The sequence below is a fragment of the Polynucleobacter tropicus genome (genome assembly GCF_013307225.1).
GTDB lineage: Bacteria > Pseudomonadota > Gammaproteobacteria > Burkholderiales > Burkholderiaceae > Polynucleobacter > Polynucleobacter tropicus.
Map to the genome: position 1 here is coordinate 399,429 of NZ_CP028942.1, position 23,749 is coordinate 423,177.

At 46.1% G+C, this 23,749-nt stretch carries 23 protein-coding genes, 2 tRNA genes and 1 pseudogene; 21 read left to right on the forward strand and 5 right to left on the reverse strand.

Annotation, left to right across the window (positions count from 1 at the left end; all coding sequences use genetic code 11):
• Positions 1-19 precede the first annotated feature (19 nt).
• From fabF to nagZ, 10 genes are all read left to right on the forward strand, one after another.
• Positions 20-1,267, forward strand: coding sequence for a beta-ketoacyl-ACP synthase II (gene fabF, locus DCO17_RS02120; RefSeq protein WP_173955166.1), 1,248 nt, complete (start codon positions 20-22; stop codon positions 1,265-1,267).
• Positions 1,268-1,318: 51 nt separating this feature from the next.
• On the forward strand, positions 1,319-2,761 hold the full coding sequence (locus tag DCO17_RS02125; protein WP_173955167.1) for a DegQ family serine endoprotease: 1,443 nt from the start codon (positions 1,319-1,321) through the stop codon (positions 2,759-2,761).
• Between the two features lie 134 nt (positions 2,762-2,895).
• Entirely contained in the window at positions 2,896-4,701 is a 1,806-nt protein-coding gene (gene lepA, locus DCO17_RS02130) for a translation elongation factor 4 (protein ID WP_173955168.1), read from the forward strand.
• Positions 4,701-5,507 carry a signal peptidase I gene (lepB, locus tag DCO17_RS02135; RefSeq protein WP_173955169.1) on the forward strand — a complete coding sequence of 269 codons (807 nt, stop codon included), beginning with the start codon at positions 4,701-4,703 and terminating at the stop codon, positions 5,505-5,507. Before lepA ends, lepB begins: the two co-directional genes overlap by 1 nt.
• A 6-nt stretch (positions 5,508-5,513) precedes the next feature.
• A complete protein-coding gene (rnc, locus tag DCO17_RS02140; RefSeq protein ID WP_173955170.1) occupies positions 5,514-6,305 on the forward strand; it encodes a ribonuclease III in 792 nt (263 codons plus the stop codon).
• A gap of 44 nt (positions 6,306-6,349) precedes the next feature.
• On the forward strand, positions 6,350-7,243 hold the full coding sequence (gene era, locus DCO17_RS02145) for a GTPase Era (RefSeq protein WP_254598798.1): 894 nt from the start codon (positions 6,350-6,352) through the stop codon (positions 7,241-7,243).
• Positions 7,244-7,249: 6 nt separating this feature from the next.
• A complete protein-coding gene (gene recO / locus DCO17_RS02150) occupies positions 7,250-7,981 on the forward strand; it encodes a DNA repair protein RecO (RefSeq protein WP_173955172.1) in 732 nt (243 codons plus the stop codon).
• A gap of 12 nt (positions 7,982-7,993) precedes the next feature.
• Positions 7,994-8,740 (forward strand): pyridoxine 5'-phosphate synthase, encoded by a 747-nt coding sequence (locus DCO17_RS02155; RefSeq protein ID WP_173955173.1) that lies wholly within the window; start codon positions 7,994-7,996, stop codon positions 8,738-8,740.
• On the forward strand, positions 8,737-9,129 hold the full coding sequence (acpS, locus tag DCO17_RS02160) for a holo-ACP synthase (RefSeq protein WP_173955174.1): 393 nt from the start codon (positions 8,737-8,739) through the stop codon (positions 9,127-9,129). The genes DCO17_RS02155 and acpS overlap by 4 nt, the downstream gene beginning before the upstream one ends.
• A gap of 65 nt (positions 9,130-9,194) precedes the next feature.
• Positions 9,195-10,271 carry a beta-N-acetylhexosaminidase gene (gene nagZ / locus DCO17_RS02165; RefSeq protein WP_173955175.1) on the forward strand — a complete coding sequence of 359 codons (1,077 nt, stop codon included), beginning with the start codon at positions 9,195-9,197 and terminating at the stop codon, positions 10,269-10,271.
• Between the two features lie 78 nt (positions 10,272-10,349).
• Here the strand turns inward: nagZ and efp are convergent, their stop codons facing one another.
• Positions 10,350-10,910: an elongation factor P gene (gene efp / locus DCO17_RS02170; protein ID WP_173955176.1), complete on the reverse strand. Its 561-nt coding sequence runs from the start codon at positions 10,908-10,910 to the stop codon at positions 10,350-10,352.
• 85 nt (positions 10,911-10,995) lie between these two features.
• Positions 10,996-12,066: an elongation factor P maturation arginine rhamnosyltransferase EarP gene (gene earP / locus DCO17_RS02175; RefSeq protein ID WP_173955177.1), complete on the reverse strand. Its 1,071-nt coding sequence runs from the start codon at positions 12,064-12,066 to the stop codon at positions 10,996-10,998.
• Here earP and uvrC point away from each other — a divergent pair.
• The 5 genes from uvrC to DCO17_RS02200 all read left to right on the forward strand — a co-directional run bounded on the left by uvrC (position 12,065) and on the right by DCO17_RS02200 (position 15,464).
• Complete coding sequence (gene uvrC, locus DCO17_RS02180; RefSeq protein WP_173955178.1) at positions 12,065-13,978, forward strand: excinuclease ABC subunit UvrC; 1,914 nt, start codon at positions 12,065-12,067, stop codon at positions 13,976-13,978. The two genes, earP and uvrC, sit on opposite strands and share 2 nt — an antisense overlap.
• A 46-nt stretch (positions 13,979-14,024) precedes the next feature.
• On the forward strand, positions 14,025-14,600 hold the full coding sequence (gene pgsA / locus DCO17_RS02185; RefSeq protein ID WP_173955179.1) for a CDP-diacylglycerol--glycerol-3-phosphate 3-phosphatidyltransferase: 576 nt from the start codon (positions 14,025-14,027) through the stop codon (positions 14,598-14,600).
• Positions 14,601-14,715: 115 nt separating this feature from the next.
• Positions 14,716-14,791, forward strand: a tRNA-Gly gene (locus tag DCO17_RS02190).
• Positions 14,792-14,839: 48 nt separating this feature from the next.
• A tRNA-Cys gene (locus DCO17_RS02195) sits at positions 14,840-14,913 on the forward strand.
• A 98-nt stretch (positions 14,914-15,011) separates the two neighbouring features.
• Positions 15,012-15,464 (forward strand): hypothetical protein, encoded by a 453-nt coding sequence (locus tag DCO17_RS02200; protein ID WP_254598799.1) that lies wholly within the window; start codon positions 15,012-15,014, stop codon positions 15,462-15,464.
• A gap of 98 nt (positions 15,465-15,562) precedes the next feature.
• On the opposite strand, the gene lexA is transcribed toward DCO17_RS02200, so the two are convergent.
• Complete coding sequence (gene lexA / locus DCO17_RS02205; protein ID WP_173955181.1) at positions 15,563-16,282, reverse strand: transcriptional repressor LexA; 720 nt, start codon at positions 16,280-16,282, stop codon at positions 15,563-15,565.
• Between the two features lie 60 nt (positions 16,283-16,342).
• Here lexA and DCO17_RS02210 point away from each other — a divergent pair, with 60 nt between their 5' ends.
• From DCO17_RS02210 to dnaB, 6 genes are all read left to right on the forward strand, one after another.
• Positions 16,343-17,419, forward strand: coding sequence for an asparaginase (locus tag DCO17_RS02210; RefSeq protein WP_173955182.1), 1,077 nt, complete (start codon positions 16,343-16,345; stop codon positions 17,417-17,419).
• 134 nt (positions 17,420-17,553) lie between these two features.
• Positions 17,554-17,928 carry a 30S ribosomal protein S6 gene (rpsF, locus tag DCO17_RS02215; RefSeq protein ID WP_173955183.1) on the forward strand — a complete coding sequence of 125 codons (375 nt, stop codon included), beginning with the start codon at positions 17,554-17,556 and terminating at the stop codon, positions 17,926-17,928.
• A gap of 59 nt (positions 17,929-17,987) precedes the next feature.
• A complete protein-coding gene (gene priB, locus DCO17_RS02220) occupies positions 17,988-18,281 on the forward strand; it encodes a primosomal replication protein N (RefSeq protein ID WP_173955184.1) in 294 nt (97 codons plus the stop codon).
• Positions 18,282-18,293: 12 nt separating this feature from the next.
• A complete protein-coding gene (rpsR, locus tag DCO17_RS02225; protein ID WP_076022861.1) occupies positions 18,294-18,566 on the forward strand; it encodes a 30S ribosomal protein S18 in 273 nt (90 codons plus the stop codon).
• 13 nt (positions 18,567-18,579) lie between these two features.
• Positions 18,580-19,032, forward strand: a complete 453-nt coding sequence (gene rplI / locus DCO17_RS02230) for a 50S ribosomal protein L9 (RefSeq protein ID WP_173955185.1) — start codon at positions 18,580-18,582, stop codon at positions 19,030-19,032.
• Positions 19,033-19,093: 61 nt separating this feature from the next.
• Positions 19,094-21,544 (forward strand): replicative DNA helicase, encoded by a 2,451-nt coding sequence (dnaB, locus tag DCO17_RS02235; RefSeq protein WP_367652086.1) that lies wholly within the window; start codon positions 19,094-19,096, stop codon positions 21,542-21,544.
• Between the two features lie 19 nt (positions 21,545-21,563).
• On the opposite strand, the pseudogene DCO17_RS02240 reads toward dnaB, so the two are convergent.
• Both DCO17_RS02240 and DCO17_RS02245 read right to left on the reverse strand, forming a co-directional pair.
• A pseudogene (locus tag DCO17_RS02240) lies at positions 21,564-21,941 on the reverse strand (C40 family peptidase); the annotation flags it as partial.
• A gap of 124 nt (positions 21,942-22,065) precedes the next feature.
• Positions 22,066-23,712, reverse strand: coding sequence for a PhoH family protein (locus DCO17_RS02245; RefSeq protein ID WP_173955187.1), 1,647 nt, complete (start codon positions 23,710-23,712; stop codon positions 22,066-22,068).
• Positions 23,713-23,749: the final 37 nt, after the last annotated feature.

Genomic DNA, 23,749 nt, shown 5'->3' on the forward strand with positions numbered 1-23,749 from the left:
CCCGAGTCTAGGTATTACTGTGTCAGCATTAAATGGCCGACGCCGGGTTGTAGTCACCGGCCTTGGCCTCATCTCACCTGTTGGTAATTCTGTTGATGTAGCTTGGTCTAATTTGCTCGCGGGCAAATCAGGCATCGCTACTATCACTAAGTTTGACCATGCTCCACTCAGCGTTCATTTCGCTGGAGAGGTGAAAGATTTCAATGTCGAAGAATATGTTTCCGCTAAAGAAGCGCGCCATATGGATACTTTTATCCATTACGGTATCGCAGCTGGCACGCAAGCTATTCGCGACAGCGGTATAGAAGTTAATGAGCAAAACGCCGAGCGCATCGGCGTAATGGTGGGTTCAGGCATTGGCGGCTTGCCAATGATTGAAGAGACAGGTGCTGAGCTCTTGGCTCGCGGCCCACGTCGCATCTCCCCATTCTTTGTTCCTGGCTCCATCATTAATATGATTTCTGGGCACCTCAGTATTTTGTTTGGCCTGAAAGGTCCTAACGTGGCTGCGGTTACTGCATGTACTACTGGATTACACAGCATTGGTTTGGCTGCGCGTTTGATTCAGTATGGTGATGCTGATGTCATGATTGCTGGTGGTGCGGAATCCACTATTTCTGCATTAGGTGTTGGCGGCTTTGCTTCTGCAAGAGCGCTCTCTACACGTAATGATGATCCAGCGACTGCATCTCGCCCTTGGGATAAAGACCGTGATGGTTTTGTTCTTGGTGAAGGTGCTGGTGTTGTAGTGCTTGAAGAGTATGAGCATGCTAAAGCACGCGGCGCAAAAATTTATTGTGAGTTGCTTGGTTTTGGTATGAGTGGTGATGCGTACCATATGACGGCTCCAAATATGGATGGTCCACGTCGTTGCATGATGAATGCAATGCGCGATGCTGGCTTGAATCCAGATCAGATTCAGTACGTAAATGCCCACGGAACTTCAACGCCTTTGGGTGACAAGAATGAAACTGAAGCGATCAAAGCGGCATTGGGTGACCATGCTAAGAAGGCTTTGATTAACTCAACCAAGTCGATGACAGGTCACCTCTTGGGTGGTGCTGGTGGCTTGGAGTCTGTATTTACGATTCTGGCGCTCCATAACCAGAAATCACCTCCTACTATCAATATCTTTAATCAAGATCCAGAGTGTGACTTGGACTACTGCGCCAATACTGCTAGGGACGTGAAGATTGACCATGCAGTCAAAAACAACTTTGGCTTTGGTGGTACTAACGGCACCTTGATTTTTGGTAAGTTGCCCTAATATTCTCTTTATCTCCAATTTTTTGGTTTTTACCAAGTAGGTCTTAGCATTATGAAAAAGCACTTTATTGCGCTCTTGGCTATTTTGAGTCTGGGGCAAATGTCGTTTGTTCCGCCAGCAATCGCGCAAAACCCTCGTGTCACTATCCCTGATTTTGCGGATTTAGTTGAGCGCGCAAGCCCAGCAGTGGTCAATATCCGTACCACTGAAAAGGTGATGGTTCAGCAACAAGGCGGCATTCCAGGAATGCCTGAGGATCAAGCAGAATTCTTTCGTCGTTTCTTCGGTGTGCCTATTCCAGGAATTCCAAATGGGCCTAAGCAATCACAACCTAACCCTGGAAAACCACAAGAAGCGGATCGTGGTGTTGGCTCTGGTTTCATTATTGAATCTAATGGTTTGATTCTGACGAATGCGCACGTGGTTGAAGGTGCTACTACGATTTATGTCACCTTAACTGATAAGCGTGAATTCAAGGCCAAGTTATTAGGTATGGATAAGCGTACCGATGTGGCAGTTGTAAAAATTGAAGCGCGTGACTTACCTAAATTGCCTCTAGGTGATTCATCTAGAGTGCGCGTTGGCGAGTGGGTGCTAGCAATTGGTTCGCCATTCGGCTTAGAGAACACAGTGACTGCAGGCATTGTCTCTGCTAAGAGCCGCGATACTGGTGATTACTTACCCTTTATACAAACAGACGTTGCAGTCAATCCAGGCAACTCTGGCGGACCCCTATTAAATACCGCTGGTCAGGTGATTGGCATTAACTCCCAGATCTTTAGTCGTTCTGGTGGCTATATGGGAATCTCCTTTGCTATTCCAATTGATGAGGCAATGCGAGTTGCTGATCAGTTGCGTACTAATGGAAAAATGACACGTGGTCGTATTGGTGTTGCACTTGGTGAGATGACCAAAGAAGTTGCCGAAAGTTTAGGTTTAGGTAAGCCACGTGGTGCATATGTGCGTAATGTTGAGCTAAATGGCCCGGCTGCAACTGGTGGTATTGAAGCAGGTGATATCATCCTCAGTTTCAATGGTCGAGAAATCGCGAAGTCAACTGACTTGCCAAGAATCGTTGGCGATACTAAACCTGGTACTGTTGCCGCTATTCAGGTTTGGCGCAAAGGGGCAACCCGTGACTTATCGGTAACGGTTTCTGATGGCGAAGCTTCTCAAGTCGCCAGCAAAAAATCTGAAGCGCCATCCAATGGTGGCAGTGTAAATACTTTCGGCGTAGCAGTAAGTGATGTATCGGACGCTAAAAAGAAGGATCTCAACATTAAGGGTGGCGTTGAAGTCACTGGTTTGGGAGATGGTCCTTTGGCTAGGGCAGGAGTTCGACCTGGAGATGTCATTGTTCGGATTGCAGATACCGATATCTCGGGTACCAAGCAGTTTGAGGCCCTTGTAAAAGGCCTTGATGCCAATAAGGCTGTTCCTGTCTTCATTCGCAGGGCTGATAGCACCTTAGTGATACCTGCAAGGCCAAAATAAGGCATTTTGCCTAAAAAATGGGCACAGGCGCCATTCGGGCGCCACCCATTACAATCCTTTTAAGACGACTTCTTGCAGCGCATCATCCTGGTGCGTTCTGATAAGGCGTTTTTTGAATTACTAAATAAGACGCTATGGATTTAATCCGCAATTTTTCTATCATCGCCCATATTGATCACGGCAAATCTACGCTCGCTGATCGCATTATTCAACTTTGTGGCGGACTTTCAGATCGCGAAATGGAAGCTCAGGTACTCGATTCGATGGATATCGAGCGTGAGCGCGGCATCACGATTAAAGCTCAAACTGCGGCGCTTAATTACAAAGCTAAAGACGGCAAAACCTACAATATCAATCTGATTGATACCCCAGGGCACGTCGACTTCTCTTATGAGGTCAGTCGATCTTTGTCTGCATGCGAAGGTGCTTTGTTAGTGGTCGACGCTAGTCAAGGTGTTGAAGCGCAAACAGTTGCGAATTGCTACATGGCGCTTGAGTTGGGAGTTGAGGTTGTCCCAGTTCTAAATAAGATTGATTTGCCACAGGCTGATCCAGATCGCGCTAAAAAAGAAATTGAAGATGTAATTGGTATTGATGCATCTGAAGCGGTAACCTGCTCAGCCAAGACTGGCATGGGCGTTGCGGATGTGATCGAAGAAATGATTGCTAAAGTGCCGCCTCCAAAAGGCGATGCATCAGCACCATTGCAAGCATTAATTATCGACTCTTGGTTTGATAATTACGTTGGCGTTGTTATGTTGATACGTGTTGTCAACGGCACCTTAAAGCCAAAAGAAAAGATCACATTGATGGCTAATGGTTCAACCCATTTGGTGGAACATGTTGGTGTATTTAGCCCAAAGTCGGTGGATCGCCCAGAATTATCTGCAGGCCAAGTAGGCTTTGTAATTGCTGGTATTAAAGAATTAAAAGCCGCAAAAGTTGGTGATACTGTGACACATGCTCCAGGACAGCAAGGTCGAGTTCCTGCTGCTGAGCCGCTTCCGGGTTTTAAAGAAGTTAAGCCTCAAGTGTTCGCTGGTTTATACCCAGTAGAGGCTAGTGAATACGATCAGCTACGTGAGTCACTTGAAAAACTCAAGCTCAATGACGCATCACTCTTGTATGAGCCTGAGGTATCTCAAGCATTAGGTTTTGGATTCCGTTGCGGCTTCTTGGGCTTGCTCCATATGGAGATTGTCCAAGAGCGCTTAGAGCGACAGTACGGCATGAACTTGATTACAACGGCACCAACAGTGGTGTATCAAGTTCAGCAATCCGATGGCACCACCATCATGGTGGATAACCCATCCAAGATGCCTGAGGTCAGCAAGATAGATACGATTCTTGAGCCGATTGTGACTGTGAATTTGTATATGCCGCAAGAGTATGTAGGCTCAGTGATTACTTTGTGCGTAGGTAAACGCGGCATCCAGACGGGTATGAACTATCTTGGACGCCAAGTGCAACTAACTTATGAGTTGCCGATGGCCGAGATTGTGTTGGATTTCTTTGACCGTTTGAAATCGATTTCTCGTGGTTATGCTTCGATGGATTACGAGTTCAAGGAATATCGCCCCGCAGATGTAGTGAAAGTCGATATTTTGATTAATGGTGATCGCGTAGATGCCCTCTCAGTAATTGTTCACCGCAGCAATAGCCAGTCTCGCGGTAGGGAAGTGGTTTCTAAAATGCGCGGCATCATTCCGCGCCAAATGTTTGACGTGGCTATTCAGGCAGCAATTGGTAGCAATATCGTCGCTCGTGAAAACGTCAAAGCATTACGCAAGAACGTCTTAGCAAAGTGCTACGGTGGCGATATCTCGCGTAAGCGCAAACTCTTGGAGAAGCAAAAAGAAGGTAAGAAGCGCATGAAGCAAGTAGGTAATGTGGAGATTCCACAAGAAGCATTCTTGGCAATTTTGCAGGTAGAAGATTAATGAACTTTGCTCTCATCCTCTTCATATTGGTGGTTGTTTCAGGCATTGCTTGGGTTGCCGACCGAATTTATTTTGCGCCCCAAAGAAAAATTGCTGGAATCGATCGCATGCCACTGTGGTTGGAGTACACCGCAGGATTTTTTCCCGTTATCTGTGCAGTATTTGTATTGCGCTCATTCATTGTTGAGCCCTTTAAGATTCCATCGGGCTCCATGATCCCAACGCTACAAATTGGCGACTTTATTTTGGTGAATAAATTTACTTACGGTATTCGTTTACCGGTGATCAATCAAAAAGTGATTGACTTGGGTTCGCCAAAGCGCGGGGATGTTGTTGTGTTTCGCTATCCACGTGATGAGTCCGTTGATTACATCAAGCGTGTCGTAGGTTTGCCTGGCGATGTTGTCGCATACGAAGATAAGCGTTTAACCATTAATGGTCAGCCATTGCAATACAGCGGTGGCGAATCTTATCTTGATCCCGAGAATATGCGCTATGCCAAACGCTTTACGGAAAATTTTCCTGCTGATTTGGGTGGCAATCGTCATGAGATCCTGAATGACCCAGATCGTCCCGCAACCGTATTTCCAGCAGAGCGTTTTCCTGGGGCTGAGTTTTGCCAATATCAACCATCTGGCTTAACTTGCAAAGTTCCCGCAGGACATTACTTTGCTATGGGAGATAACCGCGATAACAGCGCTGACTCTCGCTACTGGGGATTTGTTCCTGAAAAGAACTTAGTGGGTAAAGCATTTTTTGTATGGCTCAATCTCGGTAATCTTGGCCGTATTGGCGGCTTCCAGTAAAAGATCATGAACGCGCGCGCCGTCATTGAAACCGCACCGCTTCAAGAGCGCTTAGGCTATAGCTTTAAGAAGCCAGAGCTTCTTAATCAAGCGCTGACTCATCGTAGTCATAGCAAGAAAAATAATGAACGCTTAGAGTTCTTGGGCGATTCAGTCTTAAATTGCGTTGTCGCTGAAATGCTTTATGAACGCTATTCTGATTTGGATGAAGGGGATTTGTCTCGAGTGCGCGCCAATTTGGTAAAGCAGCAAGCCTTATATGAAATTGCGCAAACCTTATCTCTGTCGGATTATTTGCGTTTAGGTGAGGGTGAGTTGAAGAGCGGTGGCTTTCGTAGGCCATCGATTTTGGCTGATACCTTAGAGGCGGTAACGGGCGCGATCTTTTTAGATGGTGGCTTTGATGCTGCTAAAACTTGCTTACGAAAACTCTACTCCATCATTCTTTCGCAGGTTGATCCAAAAACATTGGGCAAGGATGACAAAACACTTTTGCAAGAGTGCTTGCAAAGCTATCAATTGCCACTACCTACCTATAACGTCACCGGCACTAGTGGTGCTGCCCATAATCAACAGTTTGAAGTCGAATGCTTAATTCCGAGCTTAAAAGTAGCTGTAAAAGGTGGGGGCGCCTCTCGTCGCGCCGCTGAACAGTCTGCCGCAAAAAGCGCTTTACTTGCCGTGCTGAAGGCCTTGCCACAAGATTCTCGCAAGCCGAAGAAAACGCGCTCCGCAAAGAAAAAAGCCGCCAAGAAAGAGGCGACCGAAGAGCAATTGTATTTGAAGTTAAAGGGCTAACAGTGTTTAGATGCGGCACCATTGCGATTGTTGGGCGTCCTAATATGGGCAAATCTACCTTGCTCAATGCATTGGTGGGTCAAAAGATTAGCATTACTTCGCGCAAGGCGCAGACAACACGCCACCGTATTTTGGGTGTTCAGAATCGCGAAGAGGCGCAATTTATTTTCATTGATACGCCTGGCTTCCAGACGCGTTTAATGAATACCCTCAACAAGGCTTTGAACCGCACGGTTACCACCGCCTTGCAAGATGTAAACGTAGTCTGCTTTGTTGTCGAGGCTGGCTACTTTGGTGAGGACGACAAGAAGGTTCTCAAGCTTCTGCCAAGCGATATACCGGTGGTGTTGGTATTGAATAAGTTGGATCTATTTAATAGTCGCTTTCAGGCGCCATCAGAGCGTGATCAAGCCTTACTGAATTTCATTAAAGAAATGGCTAAACCTTGGGCTGAATTAGGTGGTCACGAAGATCAGAAGTCAGAGTTTGCGGAAATCGTCCCAATGAGCGCAAAGAGTCCTGGCGATATTCAGAGATTATTGGATGTGCTTGAGGGTTATTTGCCCGAGGGGGATCCTATCTACGATGTTGATACCGTTACCGATCGTAGCGAGCGTTTCCTAGCCGCTGAAATTCTGCGTGAGAAAGTATTTCGTTTTACAGGTGAAGAGTTGCCGTATACCTCTACCGTGGTCATTGACCAATTTAAGATGGATGGCAAGATGCGCAGAATTTCCGCGACCATTTTGGTTGATCGCGATAGTCATAAAGCCATGATCATTGGTCAAAAGGGTGAGCGCCTAAAGAAAATTTCTACCGATGCCCGTATTGATATGGAAAAACTATTTGATGGAAAAGTTTTCCTAGAGACATGGGTAAAGGTAAAGCGTGGTTGGGCGGATGATCGCGCTGAGTTACGGGCACAAGGGCTGGAATAATTTCCTATGGCCTCTATTCGTGTTGCAGACGAACCCGCTTTTGTATTGCACAGTATTCCCTATAAAGAAACTAGTCTCATTTTGGATGTCTTTACGCGACAGCATGGCCGCATGGCGCTCATCGCCAAAGGGGCAAAGCGCCCTCATTCGACATTAAGACCGGTATTACAGCGTTTTCAGCCGCTCTTGGTCTCTTGGAGCGGTAAGTCGGAGTTGCGCACCCTTACCAAATCTGAGTGGGTAGGTGGTATGCCTTCATTAGTGGGCGATGCACTTCTTTGTGGTTTCTACCTCAATGAATTGCTGGTGAAATTCTTGGCACGCGAAGATGAATATGAAAAGCTCTACGATCGCTATGCCGAAACTATTAATGCCCTATCGGCTCTTGAAGAGTCAAAAAGTTTAGAAGAAATTCTGCGTCCATTTGAATTGTCGCTGCTGCAGGAAACGGGTTATGCGGCAGCTCTTGATCGCTGTGTGGAAACCAATGAAGCGCCGATTCATGATGGTCAATATGTATATCAACCAGAAAAGGGTGTCAGACCTATTCAGGTGGATGACCCTGGCCATTGGCCTGTGCTGACTGGCAGATCTTTATTGGCAATAGCGGTTGGTGATTTTTCTGATCCAGCAACCCTTTCTGAAAGTAAGCAATTAATGCGCTTTCTTCTAGGATTGCATTTGCAAGATCAAGTACTGACTACGCGTCAAATTCTGATTGATCTCAAGAAAATCTAGTAATCTACTGATATGACTTCAGCGAATCCTTTGGAACTGGGAATCAATATCGATCACGTGGCAACCTTGCGTAATACTCGGGGCACTGTTTACCCAGACCCTATTAAAGCGGCGCAATTGGCGGAAGATGCAGGTGCTGATTTGATTACTTTGCACCTTCGTGAGGATCGCCGTCATATTAAGGATGCCGATTTAATCGCTTTGCGACCCTTGATTAAAACGCGCATGAATCTCGAGTGCGCAATTACCCCTGAAATGCTCGACATCGCTTGCAAGGTCAAGCCTCACGATGTTTGCTTGGTCCCAGAAAAACGCGAAGAGGTCACTACCGAAGGTGGTCTTGATGTTTTAGGGAAATTTGAGCTCGTCAAGGCGGCAACCAAGCAATTGCAAGAGGCTGGCATCCGGGTATCACTCTTTATCGACCCAGTAGAAAAGCAAATTCAGACTGCTAAAGATGTGGGCGCCACCGTAGTGGAATTGCATACGGGTCGTTATGCTGATTTATTTGGTGCTCAACAAGAGGCTGAGTTGTTGCGCATTAAGAAGGCGGCGCAGTTTGGGAACGGTATTGGTTTGAGAGTCAATGCAGGTCATGGATTGCATGAGGGTAATGTGATGCCCATTGCGGGCATTGCCGAGCTATCAGAATTAAACATTGGACATGCCATTGTTGCAGAAGCTTTATTCAAAGGCTGGCAACAAGCGATCAAGGATATGAAAGCCTTGATGGACCAGGGCAGAAAAGCAGCTCTATGATTGTCGGTATTGGCACCGATATTTTGCAGATTGAGCGCTTACAAGCTGCTTATGATCGTACCAATGGCCGTCTAGCTGAAAAGATACTGGGCCCTGATGAGATGTTGGTATTCAAGCATCGTCTTGCCAGAAATCACAAGCGGGGCATCGCCTTTTTAGCGACGCGTTTTGCTGCTAAAGAGGCCTTCTCAAAAGCAATTGGTTTAGGAATGAGAATGCCTATGACATGGCGTTCTTTGCAAACCTTGAATGAGGCTAGCGGTAAGCCTGTAACTAGTTATTTAGGTGCTTTAGCCCAATTCATGCAGGATAAAAACTGGGAGGCTCACGTTACGGTGAGCGATGAGCAAGATATGGCGATTGCACATGTTATCGTGACTCAGAAATAAGACTTAGAAGCAAGATACAAAATTAAACCAAACAATAGTAACAAGCAAAATCACAAGAGGAATCAATGAGTAAAGCGATCATGAAGCCGGGCCCCATTACCTTGGATGTTGTGGGTCAGGAATTAAATGCTGAAGATCGCCGCCGCATTCTGCATCCGCTTACAGGTGGCGTGATTCTGTTTGGCAGAAATTTCAAAGATCGCAAACAACTTACTAAATTAACTGCGGACATTAAAAAACTTCGCCCTGACGTATTGGTTTCAATTGATCACGAAGGCGGACGGGTTCAGCGTTGCAGAGAAGATGGTTTCACACACCTGCCAGCGATGCGTAAATTGGGTGAGCTTTGGCTTGCTAAACATAAATCTACCCATGCCGCAGAGTCTGCCGCGTTGGCGATGGCGGCAGCTACTGCTTGTGGTTATGTGCTTGCCACAGAGCTTCGTGCATGTGGAGTGGATTTCAGCTTTGCACCAGTTTTGGATTTAGATTTCGGTCGCAGTGGCGTAATTGGGGATCGTTCATTTAGTCGTGATCCGCAAATTGTGTTTGCATTGGCGAAGAGTCTAAATGAAGGTCTTCGTTTAGCGGGCATGGCTAACTGCGGAAAACATTTTCCTGGTCATGGCTGGGCAGAAGCAGACTCTCATGTAGCTATTCCAGTGGATGAGCGTTCACTCCAAGAAATTTTGAATGACGATGCAAAGCCTTATGAATGGCTTGATCTGAGTTTGGCCGCGGTTATGCCAGCACATGTAATTTATCCAAAAGTTGATCAGAACCCGGCAGGCTTCTCAAAGATCTGGTTGCACTCTGTGTTACGTCAAGAGCTTGGCTTTGAAGGGGTAATCTTTAGCGATGATCTTTCCATGGAAGGCGCTAGCGTTGCAGGATCAGTAGTAAAGGGCGCGGAGATGGCTTTAGATGCTGGATGTGATGCCGTGCTCATTTGTAATCGCCCTGACTTAGCTGATCAGCTACTCAGTAAGCTCAAGGTCTCTAAAACAAAACAAGCTGAATCGGCCATCCGTTTAAATAAATTGATGCCCAATAGCTCGGCACCCTCATGGACTGAATTGCAGAATGAAGCTCAGTATCAGCACGCCAAGGGATTGCTTCAGCATTTAAAGTTGATTAGCTGATTGATTGGGTTAACTGCTATTAAGAAAAAAGCCCGGCATGCCGGGCTTTTTGTTTTTTACAACCTACTAACTAAGTAATTAGTTAGCGCGGCTACGGTATTCACCAGTGCGAGTATCGATTTCGATCTTATCGCCAGTGTTGCAGAACAAAGGCACTTGCAATTCATAGCCAGTAGCCAGTTTTGCTGTCTTCAATACTTTACCTGAGCTGGTATCGCCTTTTACTGCAGGCTCTGTGTAAGTGATTTCACGAACGAGTGAATTTGGCATTGCTACAGAAAGGGCTTTCCCTTCGTAGAACACTACTTCACAAGGCATACCTTCTTCGAGGTAGTTCAATGCATCACCCATGAATTCAGACTCAACTTCGTATTGGTTGTAGTCACCATCCATAAATACATACATTGGATCTGCGAAGTAAGAATAGGTGCATTCTTTCTTATCCAAAATCACCACATCAAACTTATCATCAGCTTTGTAAACACCTTCATTCGGTGCGCCAGTTAACAAGTTCTTAAATTTCATTTTGACAACAGAAGAGTTACGGCCAGAGCGGCTGTATTCTGCTTTTAAAACGACCATGGCATCAGTGCCGATCATCACTACGTTACCAACGCGGAGTTCTTGTGCTGTTTTCATCTTGCTATTCCTGGGTGCAGAGTGCTTTCTGCGGTTTTTATCAAAAACAAGATTGTAACCGCCCGCAGTGCTTTATTGCTTGGGTTTAGCTGGTAAACCGCAATAGACGGGCTGCCAAGCCACCATCCCCTTGTTTTTTGAGCAGCTGGGTACGCCAGTCTTTGGCATAGATGCTCCATTGATTAAGCATTCCAAACCACTCGCTAGGCATTGTCCATGTCATTGCGGAAATGATGGCTAAGCGTAATTCTTGATCTGCTTCTTCAAGATAGAGGTCTAAAAAGGCTGCTAATTTGACTTCGTGGGCGCGATCTTCTTGTGGGTAGATGTGCCAAATAAAGGGTTTGCCTGCTAACTGCGCTCTAACAAAAGAATCTTCGCCCCGCACGATATTGAAATCGCATTGAGATAACACCCAGTCATACTCATCCTGAGAAACAAATGGAATAGATAGCAATTGCAGATTGCTTGGCAGTTGAAATGCTTGTTGGCCATATAGGCTTAATTGTTCAGCATGGCCATGCGTTAGCAATACATCAATATCTTCATTGAGTGAGCCCAAGTTTTCAAGCCATTTACGTAATGGGGCTCCTGGATAGCAAAACACGCTGATACGTTTTGCATTCGCGCGAAGTTTTGACCAGGTCTCTTTAAGAGCGGTTGGAATATTCGCTTTGCTTACTTCGCCATCGGATGGAACGGGGTCAATTAAGATGCCGCCTGCTTCATTCTGAAAGCCTGGGAAGAAAAAGTATTTGGATATGCCGTGAGATTGAGGTGAGGCCTTGCCATGAAAATCCAAAATCCATGGTTCCGCGCTCAAATACTCCAAATTAATGATGATGGGTTTAACAGGCGCGATAAATAGACCTGCTAGATAGCGTTCTGGTAGGTCGCACCCAAACGCCTCAATCACCACATTTGGGGTTTGAACGGGATGCCTTGCGTTGCTAAAGCTGGCTTCCCAGGGCTGTATGTCAATGTGTTCTTTAACGCTTGCATCAGTGCCTGAAGCGATTAGATTCAAGGTTGGTAGATCATCACAGAAAATCCGCACCTCTTGCTGATGAAGACTTGATAAGCTACGGGCTAGACGCCAGCAAACACCGGCATCACCATAGTTGTCTACGATTTGGCAGAAAATATCCCAACGCATGAGTAATTCGCTTTTTGAAACCCTTCAGCAGGATGTTAAACGGCTACCCGGATTGCCGGGGGTGTATCGCTTCTTTGATGAAGCGGGAAATATTCTGTATGTAGGCAAAGCTCGTAACCTTAAAAAACGCGTTTCTAGTTATTTTCAGCGTACCCAGTTATCGCCTCGTATTGAATTGATGGTGGGCAAAATTGCTCGCTATGAAACAACCGTAACGCGTACTGAAACTGAAGCCCTTATTCTAGAGAACAATCTCATTAAAGAGTTGGCTCCGCCCTTTAATATTTTATTTAGGGATGATAAGTCTTACCCTTATGTGATGTTAACTGGCCATGAGTACCCGCGTTTAGCTTCCTATCGCGGTAAGGTCGATAAGCGTAATCAGTATTTCGGACCTTTCCCTAATAGTTGGGCAGTTCGCAATAGTGTGCAGATTTTGCAAAAGGTATTTCGTTTGCGTACTTGTGAGGACTCTGTATTTAAGAACCGAAGTCGTCCCTGCCTATTGCATCAAATTCATCGTTGTAGCGCCCCTTGTGTAGGGCGCCTCAGCGTTGAGCAATATGCCCAAGATGTTGCCCAAGCCACAAGATTTTTAGAGGGCGATCATCGTCGCGTTCTATCTGAGCTTGAAAAAGAAATGCATGCCCATAGTGAAGCAATGGAATTTGAGATGGCAGCGGTTCTGCGAGATCGTATTGCTGATCTTTCCAGTGTCTTGCAGCAACAATCTATGGATGCAGTTGCCGATGGTGAGGGCGATGTTGACATCATTGCTGTCGCGCAAATGGAAGGCATGGTTTGCGTCAACTTGGCAATGGTTCGAGGCGGTCGTCATTTAGGTGATAGAGCTTACTTTCCGAAAGGGTTGCGCACGGCATCGGGTGACCTTCTGCCACCATCAGAAATTCTGGAAGCATTTATTGCGCAACATTATTTGGAAGATGCAGCGAATGATGGAGCTGGTGCTAATTTAATTCCGCCTGTTCTTGTCTTAAATCATCCTTTGAAAAGTGCTGGTGATGATGTTCGTCAATCTAGCGATGATCTGCCTGAGGATTTGCATGATTTATTAAACGCGCAGGCTGGCAAGAAAATTACTTTCTTACATCAGCCTCAAGGCCAACGTCGCCATTGGTTGGCGATGGCCGAGGGTAATGCGAAGATTGCATTAACTAAGCGCTTAGTTGAAACGGGTGGACAACTAGCTAGAGCAAGAGCTTTGGTAGATGTATTGGGATTGGATTTAGAGGGCTTGGAACATCTGCGTATTGAGTGCTTTGATATCAGTCACACCTCTGGTGAAGCAACGCAAGCATCATGTGTGGTTTATGCCAAGAACGCAATGCAATCTGGCGAGTATCGTCGCTTCAATATCAATGACATTACCCCAGGTGATGACTATGCAGCGATGCGCCAAGTTCTTCAAAGACGGTATGCTAATTTTCAGGAGCTCCCCCCAGAAAAGATGCCTCAAGTGATTTTGATTGATGGCGGTAAAGGTCAAGTAGAGATGGCAAGACAAGTGCTGACAGAATTTGGCATGGATGTGGGCTTGATTGTTGGTGTAGCAAAGGGCGAAGGACGCAAGGTGGGTCTAGAAACCTTAATTTTTGCTGACGGTCGCAAGCCTTTGGAATTGGGGATTGATAGCGCCGCACTTTTATTGGTTGCGCAAATTCGGGATGAAGCTCATCGCTTTGCAATTACTGGAATGCGTGCCAAACGCGCCAAAGCCAGGACGGTCTCACGTCTTGAGGAGATTGAGGGTATTGGTGCAAAGCGCCGTCAAAAGCTCTTGGCTAGATTTGGAGGGCTTAAAGGAGTCGCTAATGCCAGTATTGAAGAAATCGCTAGCGTAGAAGGGGTATCCCTCACACTAGCAGAGCAAATTTATCGTCAGTTGCACTGATTGCTAATTTAAGTTTTTCATTGCGTATTTAGTTTATGCTTGTGTCATGCCATTCAATCTACCTATTGCCCTGACTTGGTTGCGTGTAGCAGCCATTCCTCTATTGGTAGTGGTTTTCTATCTCCCGAATTCTTGGTTCACTCCGTTTGAGAAAAATATCATTGCTGCAGTCATATTTATCTCTGCAGCGATTACAGATTGGCTAGATGGATTTTTGGCGCGTCGCTTAAAACAAGAATCTGCTTTTGGTCAGTTCTTGGATCCCGTTGCCGATAAATTAATTGTGGCTGCTGCCTTATTGGTATTGCTGAATATGGATCGCGTTCAGGTGTGGGTAGCACTTGTCATCATCGGTAGAGAAATTACGATATCCGCCTTAAGAGAGTGGATGGCTTTACTGGGCGCAGGCAAAAGTGTTGCTGTTCACATGGTCGGCAAACTAAAAACCACCGCACAGTTAGTGGCAATTCCTTTTTTATTAATTAATGACACTTTGTTTGGTTGGCTTGATTGCGCAAAGTTAGGTACATGGCTGATTTGGGTTGCTGCCTTTTTAACGCTTTGGTCCATGTTTTATTACCTCAAGAAAGCCCTGCCGCAATTAGTCGGAAAAATCGATTAATTCTCTTATTGCCCGTGCAGCAAGGCTTGGCGGGCTCATTTAAGCTGTCAATATTTCCCTTTATGCAGGAAAAATGCTTTCTTTCGGATTGTTTGTTAAACTATCGCCCTGTTATGCGGGAATAGCTCAGCTGGTAGAGCGATACCTTGCCAAGGTATAGGTCGGGAGTTCGAACCTCCTTTCCCGCTCCAAGTTCGATGGGAAGCTCTTCAAAGCTTCCCATTTTTGATTCAGGATCTGGCGCGTTGGCCGAGTGGTTAGGCAGGAGCCTGCAAAGCTTCGTACGGGGGTTCGATTCCCTCACGCGCCTCCAGTGATTTCACTTGACGAAAAGGGTGTAGCACCTAAAATACTTTCAGTATGTATAAGAAAGTCGCACACTCTTTAAAGCGAATTAATTAGATGAATATCATGCACTCCTTGAAACTCAGCGCACTTGCACTATTTTTATCTGCTCTATTGGGCGCTTGTGCAAGCTCTGGCGACTCACCTACTGGAACGCCTCAAGAAGTTCAAGAAATCCAAACTCAGTTACTGGGCGATATGCCATTGCCTGCTGCCTCAAAAATTATTGGGGCGGATTCATTGATTATTGGTCGTGGTGATAGCTGGGTTGGTCGAGTGGTACTTTCTGGTGTGCAGTCACCAACCGATATTTATGCCTTCTTTCAATCTGAGTATCCACGCGCGGGCTGGACAACAGTGAGTGCAGTAAAAACAAAAACCAGTATCTTGGTATTCACCAAGGGTGATCGCACCGCTACTGTGGAATTAAACGAAGGATCCATGACGGGTCCAAAGACACTAATCACCATCACTTCATCTCCTAAGAATGCGAATGTGATCGCACCAAGCAAGAAGTAAGTAGTAAGGGTAGAAGCGAAAAAATAGAAACAAAAGATATCCAATAAAAAAGCCTCCAGTGCGGAGGCTTTTTATTTCTAACTTAAGCTTGACTACGCTTATAGGCCTTCAGCCCTAATGAGTCCAACAGCTTGACCTTCAATCGCAAAGTTAGGTTGACGACCGTCTACAAGAATGTTTTTAAAGTCTGGGTTTTCGGCTTGTAACTCAATCACCATACCGTTGGCAGTTTTCTTTTGTTGCCAGCGTTTTACAGTTACTTCATCATCAAGACGCGCAACTACGATATCACCGTTGCGAACTTCAGTTGTTTTTCTAACTGCTAAATAATCGCCATCCAAAATTCCTGCATCACGCATACTCATGCCTTTTACTTTTAATAAGTAATCGGCGCCTTTGCTAAATAAGCTTGGATCAATCGGAACTTGCTTTTCAATATGTTCAACAGCCATGATCGGTGAACCTGCAGCAACACGACCAATTAGCGGCAGCGTGAGTTGTTGTAATGCGCCTGAAGGTAAAGAAAGTTGACGATATTTATTCGCGTGTTGAGTTTGATTAAAGCGTTGTGGAATACGAATACCGCGAGAAGTTCCTGGAGTAAGTTCGATGTATCCTTTTTTCGCAAGCGCGCGCAAATGCTCTTCGGCTGCGTTTGCAGAAGCGAATCCCAACTGCGTTGCAATTTCTGCTCGCGTTGGTGGTAAGCCACTCTCATCAATCGCCTTAGTAATGAGATCCAAAATCTCGCTTTGACGAGGTGTTAATTTAGGGAGGGCAGTCAGCTCCTCTGAGTAATCGACTGTGTTTATGTCCATACTGGGATTGTATACAGCACTTTTTCTGAATTCAAGTGATTTAAAGGGGATAATGGCGTGATGAGTCAAATTCACGACCATTCAGAAAATACTCCCCATATCCTTGTTTTGGGAATGGGCGGAACGATTGCGGGTTTGGCTTCAAATCCAGACAAAGACCCCCTCCAATACGCTGCAGGTCAGGTTGAAATCGGCTCTTTGTTGGACCATATTGAAACTGCCATTCCGGATGGTGTTTGCCTCATATCAAAGCAGCTTGCCAATATCAATAGCTGCAACTTGACTGAGCCGCTTTTGGTGCTTTTGGGCAATGCAGTTAGGGAGGCCCTCGAAAACACAAAGGTTAAAGGGATAGTGGTCACTCACGGAACTGACACGATTGAGGAAACTGGCCTATTTCTGCAACTGATTTGCGGTAAATTTGCACAAAATTTAGGCAAAAGAGTGGTGCTGACAGGGGCCATGTTGCCTGCCAATGCGCCCAATGCCGACGGCCCTAGCAACCTACTGGATGCAATTCAATGGGCAGCAAGTCCTTTGGACAATTGTCCAGGGGGTATTTATGCCGTTTTTGGGGGTCGCGCTTGTATGGCAATGGACTTGGCAAAGCGTCATACCACCGCCTTAATTGCCCCTATTCAGTCTTCCCCTAGCAGTCCTTTAAGACTCATCAACCCCTCTTGGTTGTCGGGTGTGAAGGCTGTTGAGGCAGCTTGGGCTGAGGATTTGCCTATTCCCCGGGGGCATGAGTGGCCCTGGGTTGAGATTTTGACTAGCCATGCTGGCGCACGCCCTGAAACTATCGATCTTTGGCTGGGAAGCAAGGTGCAGGGCTTGGTGCTAGCAGGTACTGGTATGGGAAATCTCCACGAGCAATGGCTCAAACCCTTATCTAATGCCTCAAAACAGGGAATTGCGGTGGTAAGGACCTCTCGTTCTGGGGCTGGGCTGGTCTTGCCCAATATTCCAGAAAAAGATTTTGAAGGTTGTTTGGCTGCAGGTAAGTTTTCTGCGCCCAAAGCTAGAATTGCCCTGCAACTGGCTTTAAATGCTGAAAAACAGGCTAAGTCCTCCGGTAAATCCCTGACTTGGCAGGATTTTTTTGCTAGAATAGCGGTCTTGCCTGAAATCAGGTGAGCACTGAAAAGTGGCTGTAAAGTTGTTGTAAGCAGTATCTACAATTTGTTACTACCTTGTCACACTGGCGCTAATTTCGCAACCATCAGAAATTAGCAAGACGCCCAGGTGACTTTACCCTTAAGGAGTGTTTGATGCGTCATTATGAAATCGTCTTTATCGTCCATCCGGACCAAAGCGAGCAAGTGCCAGCGATGATCGATCGCTACAAAGCTACATTAGCAGCTGCGGGCGGCAAAATTCATCGTATTGAAGATTGGGGTCGTCGTCAGATGGCTTACATGATCGACAAGCTTGCAAAAGCCCACTACGTTTGCATGAACATTGAGTGCGACCAAAAAACTTTGGAAGAGCTCGAGCATGCGTTCAAATTCAACGATGCTGTTTTGCGTCACCTCATCATCAAGACAAAGAAAGCCGAAACAGAGCCTTCCATCATGATGAAAGAAGTGCAACGTGAAGAAGCGCGCAAATCAGCTCAAGCCGACGCTCCAGTAGCGGCGGAATAAGTTAGAGATTTGAAGAGGAATACAAAGACTAGAAAACGTATCAGAGAAGCGGAGCGGCGTTGAATCATTTCACCCTCACTGCAATCTTGGTATCTAAAGACGCGATTCGATTTACACCAGCAGGAATACCTGTAATGCATTGCCAGCTAGAACATAGCGGCCAAGCAAATGAGGTAGGAGTAGCTAGGAAGATTCAGATGAATGTTGAAGCCATTACGATCGGTCCGATACAAAAGGATCTTGAAGGAATGGATTTAGGAGCTGAGGCGGTGTTCGAGGGATTCTTAGCCCCGAAGACTCTACGTAATCAAAGACTTGTTTTCCATATTACCCATATTCAATTAAAAAGTTAAAAGGAAATCATCATGGCGTTTGGAAAGAAACCCGATTTCAAAAAGAAGCCTGCTCAGAACCCATTGTTCAAGCGTAAGCGTTATTGCCGTTTCACTGTCGCTGGCGTAGAACAGATTGATTACAAAGATGTAGATACATTGAAGGACTTTATTGGCGAAAACGCCAAGATCACTCCTGCTCGTTTAACAGGTACAAAAGCTAAGTATCAGCGTCAGTTAGACACTGCTATTAAGCGTGCCCGTTTCTTGGCTTTGTTGCCATTCTCTGATCAACATAAGAAATAATTGGGAGCCCTCAATGCAAATCATTCTTTTAGAAAAAGTAACAAACTTGGGCAACCTCGGTGACGTAGTTCGCGTTAAAGACGGTTACGCTCGTAATTTCTTAATCCCACAACGTAAAGCTCGTCGTGCGACTGAAGCAGCGATTGCTGATTTCGCAACTCGTCGCGCTGAGTTGGAAAAGTTGGCTGCTGAGAAGTTGGCTGCTGCGCAAGCTGTTGGCGTGAAGCTTAAGGACTTGGTTTTAGAAGTTGCTCAAAAAGCAGGTGTTGATGGTCGTTTGTTTGGTTCTGTAACCAATCATGACATCGCTGATGCTTTGAAAGCTAAAGGCTTCACAATTGAGAAGTCATCAATTCGCTTGCCAACAGGCCCATTGAAAATGGTTGGTGATCACCCAGTAGCGGTAGCAGTGCATACCGATGTTGTCGCTGATATCACAATCCGTGTAATCGGCGAGCAAGCTTAAGTAATACACTAGCCTCATGGCTGAATCCCGCTCACGTACCGTTACGTTGAACCCTGGCATGATGGGTTCTGGGGATTCAGTTGTGCAGGCCTTAAAAGTACCCCCGCATTCTGTAGAAGCCGAGCAATCACTGCTCGGTGGCCTACTTATTGATAACTCTTCTTGGGATAACCTAGGTGGAGTATTAAACGATAAAGATTTCTATCGCCCTGAGCATGCTTTGATCTATAAGGTTGTTGCTCGCCTCATTAGCGACAATCATCCCGCTGACGTCATTACGGTTTATGACGCCGTTAAGTCTGAACAGGGTGGTGATTTAGTCAGTATTGATTATTTAAATTCTTTAGCGCAAAACACACCAAGCGCTGCGAACATTAAAGGCTATGCCGATATTGTTCGTGATCGCAGTATTTTGCGTCGCCTCATCGAAGTGTCTGACAGTATTGTGAACTCTGCGTTTGTTCCAGAGGGGCGCACTGTTAGAACACTCTTGGATGAAGCTGAGTCTCGTATTTTGCAAATTGGCGAAGAAGGTAGCCGCAAGGCGGATTACCTTGAGATTGAGCCGCTCTTAAAAAGCGTGGTCGCCAGAATTGATGAGTTATATAACCGTCAAGGTGGCAGCGACATTACCGGTATCGCTACCGGCTTTATTGACTTAGATAAACAAACTAGCGGCCTGCAAAAAGGCGACTTGGTAATTGTTGCTGGGAGACCCTCAATGGGTAAAGCTCAGCCACTAGACGCAAAGATCAAAACGATTGATGGTTGGAAATTGATGGGCGATCTTCGTTTTGGTGATCGTTTGGCATCAGTTGATGGTCAGTTTTCTATGGTCACTGGCATATATCCCCAGGGTATTAAGCAGATCTACAAAGTTACTCTTTCGGATGGTCGCGAGGCTGAGTGTTGTGATGAACATTTATGGCGTGTGATGTATCGCGATTGGTCTGAGCCTCGTGTGGTTAGTACTAAACGTTTAATAGAAATGTTGCAGTGTGTACGCTACAAAAATAGATTATGGATTGACCCAGTCTCTGGAGATTTTGGGCACTCCAATGCATTACCAATTCATCCATGGGTATTAGGCGCATTGTTGGGTGACGGCACTTTGGCTTTATCTCATGGTTCCGTGACGTTTTCTACCAAATCCCCTGAGCTTGTAGAGCGCATGAATATGCTTGCTGGGTATGAGATGGAGATGGTGCATGCGGGTGCCTACGACTGGCGAATTGTTTCCAAAGAGAGAATTGCTGCAAACGGTACTAGGCAGTATGTTTCTAAAAATTATTTCAGGGCTGCTCTAGAAGATGTGGGTGTATTAGGCTGCAGAAGTTTTGATAAATTTATTCCTGCAAGCTATCTAGAGGCCAATAAGAATGCTCGCCTCGCATTATTCCAAGGTCTGATGGACACAGATGGCTGGATTGAAAAGTGGGGCTCAATTCGTTTTTGTACTGCAAGCAAACAACTATCAGAGGATGTTGCTACCTTAGCGAGATCTTTAGGCGGTTTCTGCTCAATCGCAACCAAGCAGTCTAGTTATACCTATCAAGGCGAAAAGAAACAGGGTCGTTTGACCTATGTTTTGAATATGAGCTTTGAAGCCGGTTTCCAGGCTTTTACCTTGCCTGAAAAGAAGGAAAGATTGAGAGCAAGCTGGGATCGTCAACGTCGTTTGACATTCAAGAGTATTGAGCCATCTAGAGTAGCTCAAGCTCAATGTATTTCTGTAAGTCATCCCCAAAGAACATACATTACTGATGATTATGTTGTTACGCACAACACAGCTTTCGCGCTGAATATCGCCGAAAATGTTGCTTTAGCAGAGGGTTTGCCAGTCGTTGTCTTCTCTATGGAGATGTCAGGCGAGCAATTAGCGGCGCGTTTATTGGGTTCTGTAGGGCGCGTTGATCAAGGTCGTATGCGTACAGGAAAGTTGCAAGATGATGAGTGGCCACGTGTTACTGATGCCATTGCACGCCTAAGTAACACACAGATTTTGATTGATGAAACTGGTTCACTATCCAGTCTGGAATTGCGTGCACGTGCACGTCGTATCGCGAGAAACTTTGGTGGTACATTGGGCTTAGTAGTTATTGATTACTTACAGCTCATGAGTGGATCGGGTTCTGAGAATCGTGCCACTGAGATTTCTGAAATCTCGCGTTCATTAAAGTCTCTCGCAAAAGAATTGCAATGCCCTGTTGTTGCGCTCTCACAGTTGAATCGTGGTTTAGAACAACGTCCTAATAAACGTCCAATCATGTCTGACTTACGTGAGTCTGGTGCGATTGAGCAAGACGCCGACTTAATCATGTTTATCTATCGTGATGAGGTGTATCACCCAGATACCACTACCGATAAAGGCGTGGCAGAGATCATCATTGGTAAACAGCGTAACGGTCCTATTGGTACAGTGCGTTTGAGCTGGCAAGGTCCGTTTACCAAGTTTGATAATTTGGCGATGGGTTCTATTGGTTACTCATCAGGCGGCTACGAGCCGTTCTAACAAAATCTCACTTCGAGACTATCCGTCGTGCCTCAGTAAATTTTGCAGCCCAATAGGGCGATGTAATGTAATCAAGGCGCACGGTTCCTCCTGCGCTTGGCGCATGCACAAATCTTCCTTGCCCAACATAAATTCCTGCATGCGAATACTTTTCGCCGGTAGTGTTGAAGAACACCAAATCGCCAGGGGCAGGTGGACCGTTTTCAATACCAATGCCTTGTGTGCTCATTTGCTGAATGGTGCGAGGTAATTTGATACCAGCAGTTTTGTTGTAGACGTAAACAATCAGACCGCTGCAATCAAAGCCGCCTTTGGGGGTATTGCCACCATATCGATAGGGCACATCCACCAACCCAATGGCTGCAATCGAGATACCCTCGGTACCAACACTCGTATCTTGCTTAAATTGAGCTACTTTATTTTGGCTTGATTTGCCTCCAAAGGTGCTGCACCCCGCTAAAAAGAGCAAGGTACAAATAAAAATGCCGCACCCAAGAAGAGTGCGGCATAAGAGGGGTTGTTTAAAGCGCGTCTGCAGCATGATCCGCAAGACGTGAGCGCTCGCCACGGGCCAATGTGACATGGCCGCTATGGCGCCAACCTTTAAAGCGATCTACTACATAGGTGAGACCAGAAGAACCTTCAGTCAGATATGGCGTATCGATCTGCGCTATATTGCCCAAGCAGACAATTTTGGTTCCAGGGCCGGCGCGAGTTACTAAAGTCTTCATTTGTTTTGGCGTTAGATTTTGCGCTTCATCAATGATGACAAATTTGCTCACAAATGTTCTGCCGCGCATGAAGTTCATACTCTTTACCTTAATGCGTGAGCGAATGAGTTCTTGAGTCGCTGCGCGACCCCATTCACCAGCATCATCATTGCGTTGGAGTACTTCTAAGTTGTCATCAAATGCGCCCATCCAAGGCTGCATTTTTTCTTCTTCAGTTCCAGGTAAAAAGCCAATATCTTCACCAACAGGAACGGTTGCCCGGGTAATAATGATTTCGTTATAGCGCTTGCTATCAAGCACTTGCTCAAGACCAGCGGCCAATGCCAGTAAGGTTTTACCGGTACCCGCTTGACCTAATAAAGTGACAAAATCGATATCTGGGTTCATGAGCAGGTTCATGGCGAAGTTTTGCTCACGATTGCGGGCAGTCACGCTCCAGACATTGTTTTTCTGGTGAGAGAAATCCCGCAGGGTTTGTAAGAGGGCGGTTTTGCCATTGATTTCTTTAACATGAGCGTAGAAGGGTGTCGAGCCGTCAGGATTTTCTTGGTAGACGAATTGATTCACCAACATGCTTGGCACGGTAGGGCCGGTAACGCGGTAGAACATCGTGCCTGATTTAGTATCTGCCCAGCTCTCCATATCTTTGCCATGCTTTGGCCAAAAATCTGCAGGCAGGGAAAGTACGCCTGAATACATTAAGTCACGATCTTCTAATACTTGATCGTTGAAATAGTCTTCGGCAGGTAAGCCTAGTGCACGCGCTTTAATGCGCATGTTGATATCTTTGGATACCAACACCACTTCTTGCCCTTTGCGTGTTTTTTGTAGTTCGCTAACTACCGCCAAAATAAGGTTGTCGCCTTTGCCTTCAGGAAGTCCTTCTGGTAAAGCTTGGGTCGAGAGTTTGGTCTGGAAATACAAGCGACCGGAAACATCCTGATTGCCCAACTTATTAAGCGGGATACCGTCATCCAAAGTGCCGCTGGTGCCGGCAATGAGTTGATCTAAGGAACGGCTAACGGTACGGGCGTTGCGAGCTACTTCAGTCATGCCCTTCTTATGATTGTCCAGCTCTTCCAAGGTGGTCATTGGCAGGTAGAGATCATGCTCGGAGAACCGGAATAGAGAGCTTGGATCATGCATCAATACATTGGTATCAAGCACAAACAAGCTAGGAGGGCCTGTACGAATGACCCGCTTTGGTTTTGCTGGAGCGCTAGCCTTGCCTTCACCTCTTACTGGGCTACGATCAGCTTTGATCTTTTCTAGGGCGACTTCCGCTGCTGATAAATCTTCTTCCGCATCGTTGACCCATTCAGCTGTTTCAAGTGCAACTGGTTTTGCCTGTGCAGGACGTTTCTTTAAATCAGGAGTGTCCTTGCGGCTCAGTTTTACTTGATCAGCAATTTGGGTTGGGATGGGTGGCAATGGCATGCAGACTCTCCTAAAATAAAAAAACCGCCAAGCGGAG

Excerpts from the sequence above, each read along its gene's own strand:
- DCO17_RS02125 (WP_173955167.1), top strand. The coding sequence starts at position 1,319 with ATGAAAAAGCACTTTATTGCGCTCTTGGCTATTTTGAGTCTGGGGCAA.
- lepA (WP_173955168.1), top strand. The coding sequence starts at position 2,896 with ATGGATTTAATCCGCAATTTTTCTATCATCGCCCATATTGATCACGGC.
- lepB (WP_173955169.1), top strand. The coding sequence starts at position 4,701 with ATGAACTTTGCTCTCATCCTCTTCATATTGGTGGTTGTTTCAGGCATT.
- rnc (WP_173955170.1), top strand. The coding sequence starts at position 5,514 with ATGAACGCGCGCGCCGTCATTGAAACCGCACCGCTTCAAGAGCGCTTA.
- era (WP_254598798.1), top strand. The coding sequence starts at position 6,350 with ATGGGCAAATCTACCTTGCTCAATGCATTGGTGGGTCAAAAGATTAGC.
- recO (WP_173955172.1), top strand. The coding sequence starts at position 7,250 with ATGGCCTCTATTCGTGTTGCAGACGAACCCGCTTTTGTATTGCACAGT.
- DCO17_RS02155 (WP_173955173.1), top strand. The coding sequence starts at position 7,994 with ATGACTTCAGCGAATCCTTTGGAACTGGGAATCAATATCGATCACGTG.
- acpS (WP_173955174.1), top strand. The coding sequence starts at position 8,737 with ATGATTGTCGGTATTGGCACCGATATTTTGCAGATTGAGCGCTTACAA.
- nagZ (WP_173955175.1), top strand. The coding sequence starts at position 9,195 with ATGAGTAAAGCGATCATGAAGCCGGGCCCCATTACCTTGGATGTTGTG.
- efp (WP_173955176.1), bottom strand. The coding sequence starts at position 10,910 with ATGAAAACAGCACAAGAACTCCGCGTTGGTAACGTAGTGATGATCGGC.
- uvrC (WP_173955178.1), top strand. The coding sequence starts at position 12,065 with ATGAGTAATTCGCTTTTTGAAACCCTTCAGCAGGATGTTAAACGGCTA.
- earP (WP_173955177.1), bottom strand. The coding sequence starts at position 12,066 with ATGCGTTGGGATATTTTCTGCCAAATCGTAGACAACTATGGTGATGCC.
- pgsA (WP_173955179.1), top strand. The coding sequence starts at position 14,025 with ATGCCATTCAATCTACCTATTGCCCTGACTTGGTTGCGTGTAGCAGCC.
- DCO17_RS02200 (WP_254598799.1), top strand. The coding sequence starts at position 15,012 with ATGCACTCCTTGAAACTCAGCGCACTTGCACTATTTTTATCTGCTCTA.
- lexA (WP_173955181.1), bottom strand. The coding sequence starts at position 16,282 with ATGGACATAAACACAGTCGATTACTCAGAGGAGCTGACTGCCCTCCCT.
- DCO17_RS02210 (WP_173955182.1), top strand. The coding sequence starts at position 16,343 with ATGAGTCAAATTCACGACCATTCAGAAAATACTCCCCATATCCTTGTT.
- rpsF (WP_173955183.1), top strand. The coding sequence starts at position 17,554 with ATGCGTCATTATGAAATCGTCTTTATCGTCCATCCGGACCAAAGCGAG.
- rpsR (WP_076022861.1), top strand. The coding sequence starts at position 18,294 with ATGGCGTTTGGAAAGAAACCCGATTTCAAAAAGAAGCCTGCTCAGAAC.
- rplI (WP_173955185.1), top strand. The coding sequence starts at position 18,580 with ATGCAAATCATTCTTTTAGAAAAAGTAACAAACTTGGGCAACCTCGGT.
- dnaB (WP_367652086.1), top strand. The coding sequence starts at position 19,094 with ATGGGTTCTGGGGATTCAGTTGTGCAGGCCTTAAAAGTACCCCCGCAT.
- DCO17_RS02245 (WP_173955187.1), bottom strand. The coding sequence starts at position 23,712 with ATGCCATTGCCACCCATCCCAACCCAAATTGCTGATCAAGTAAAACTG.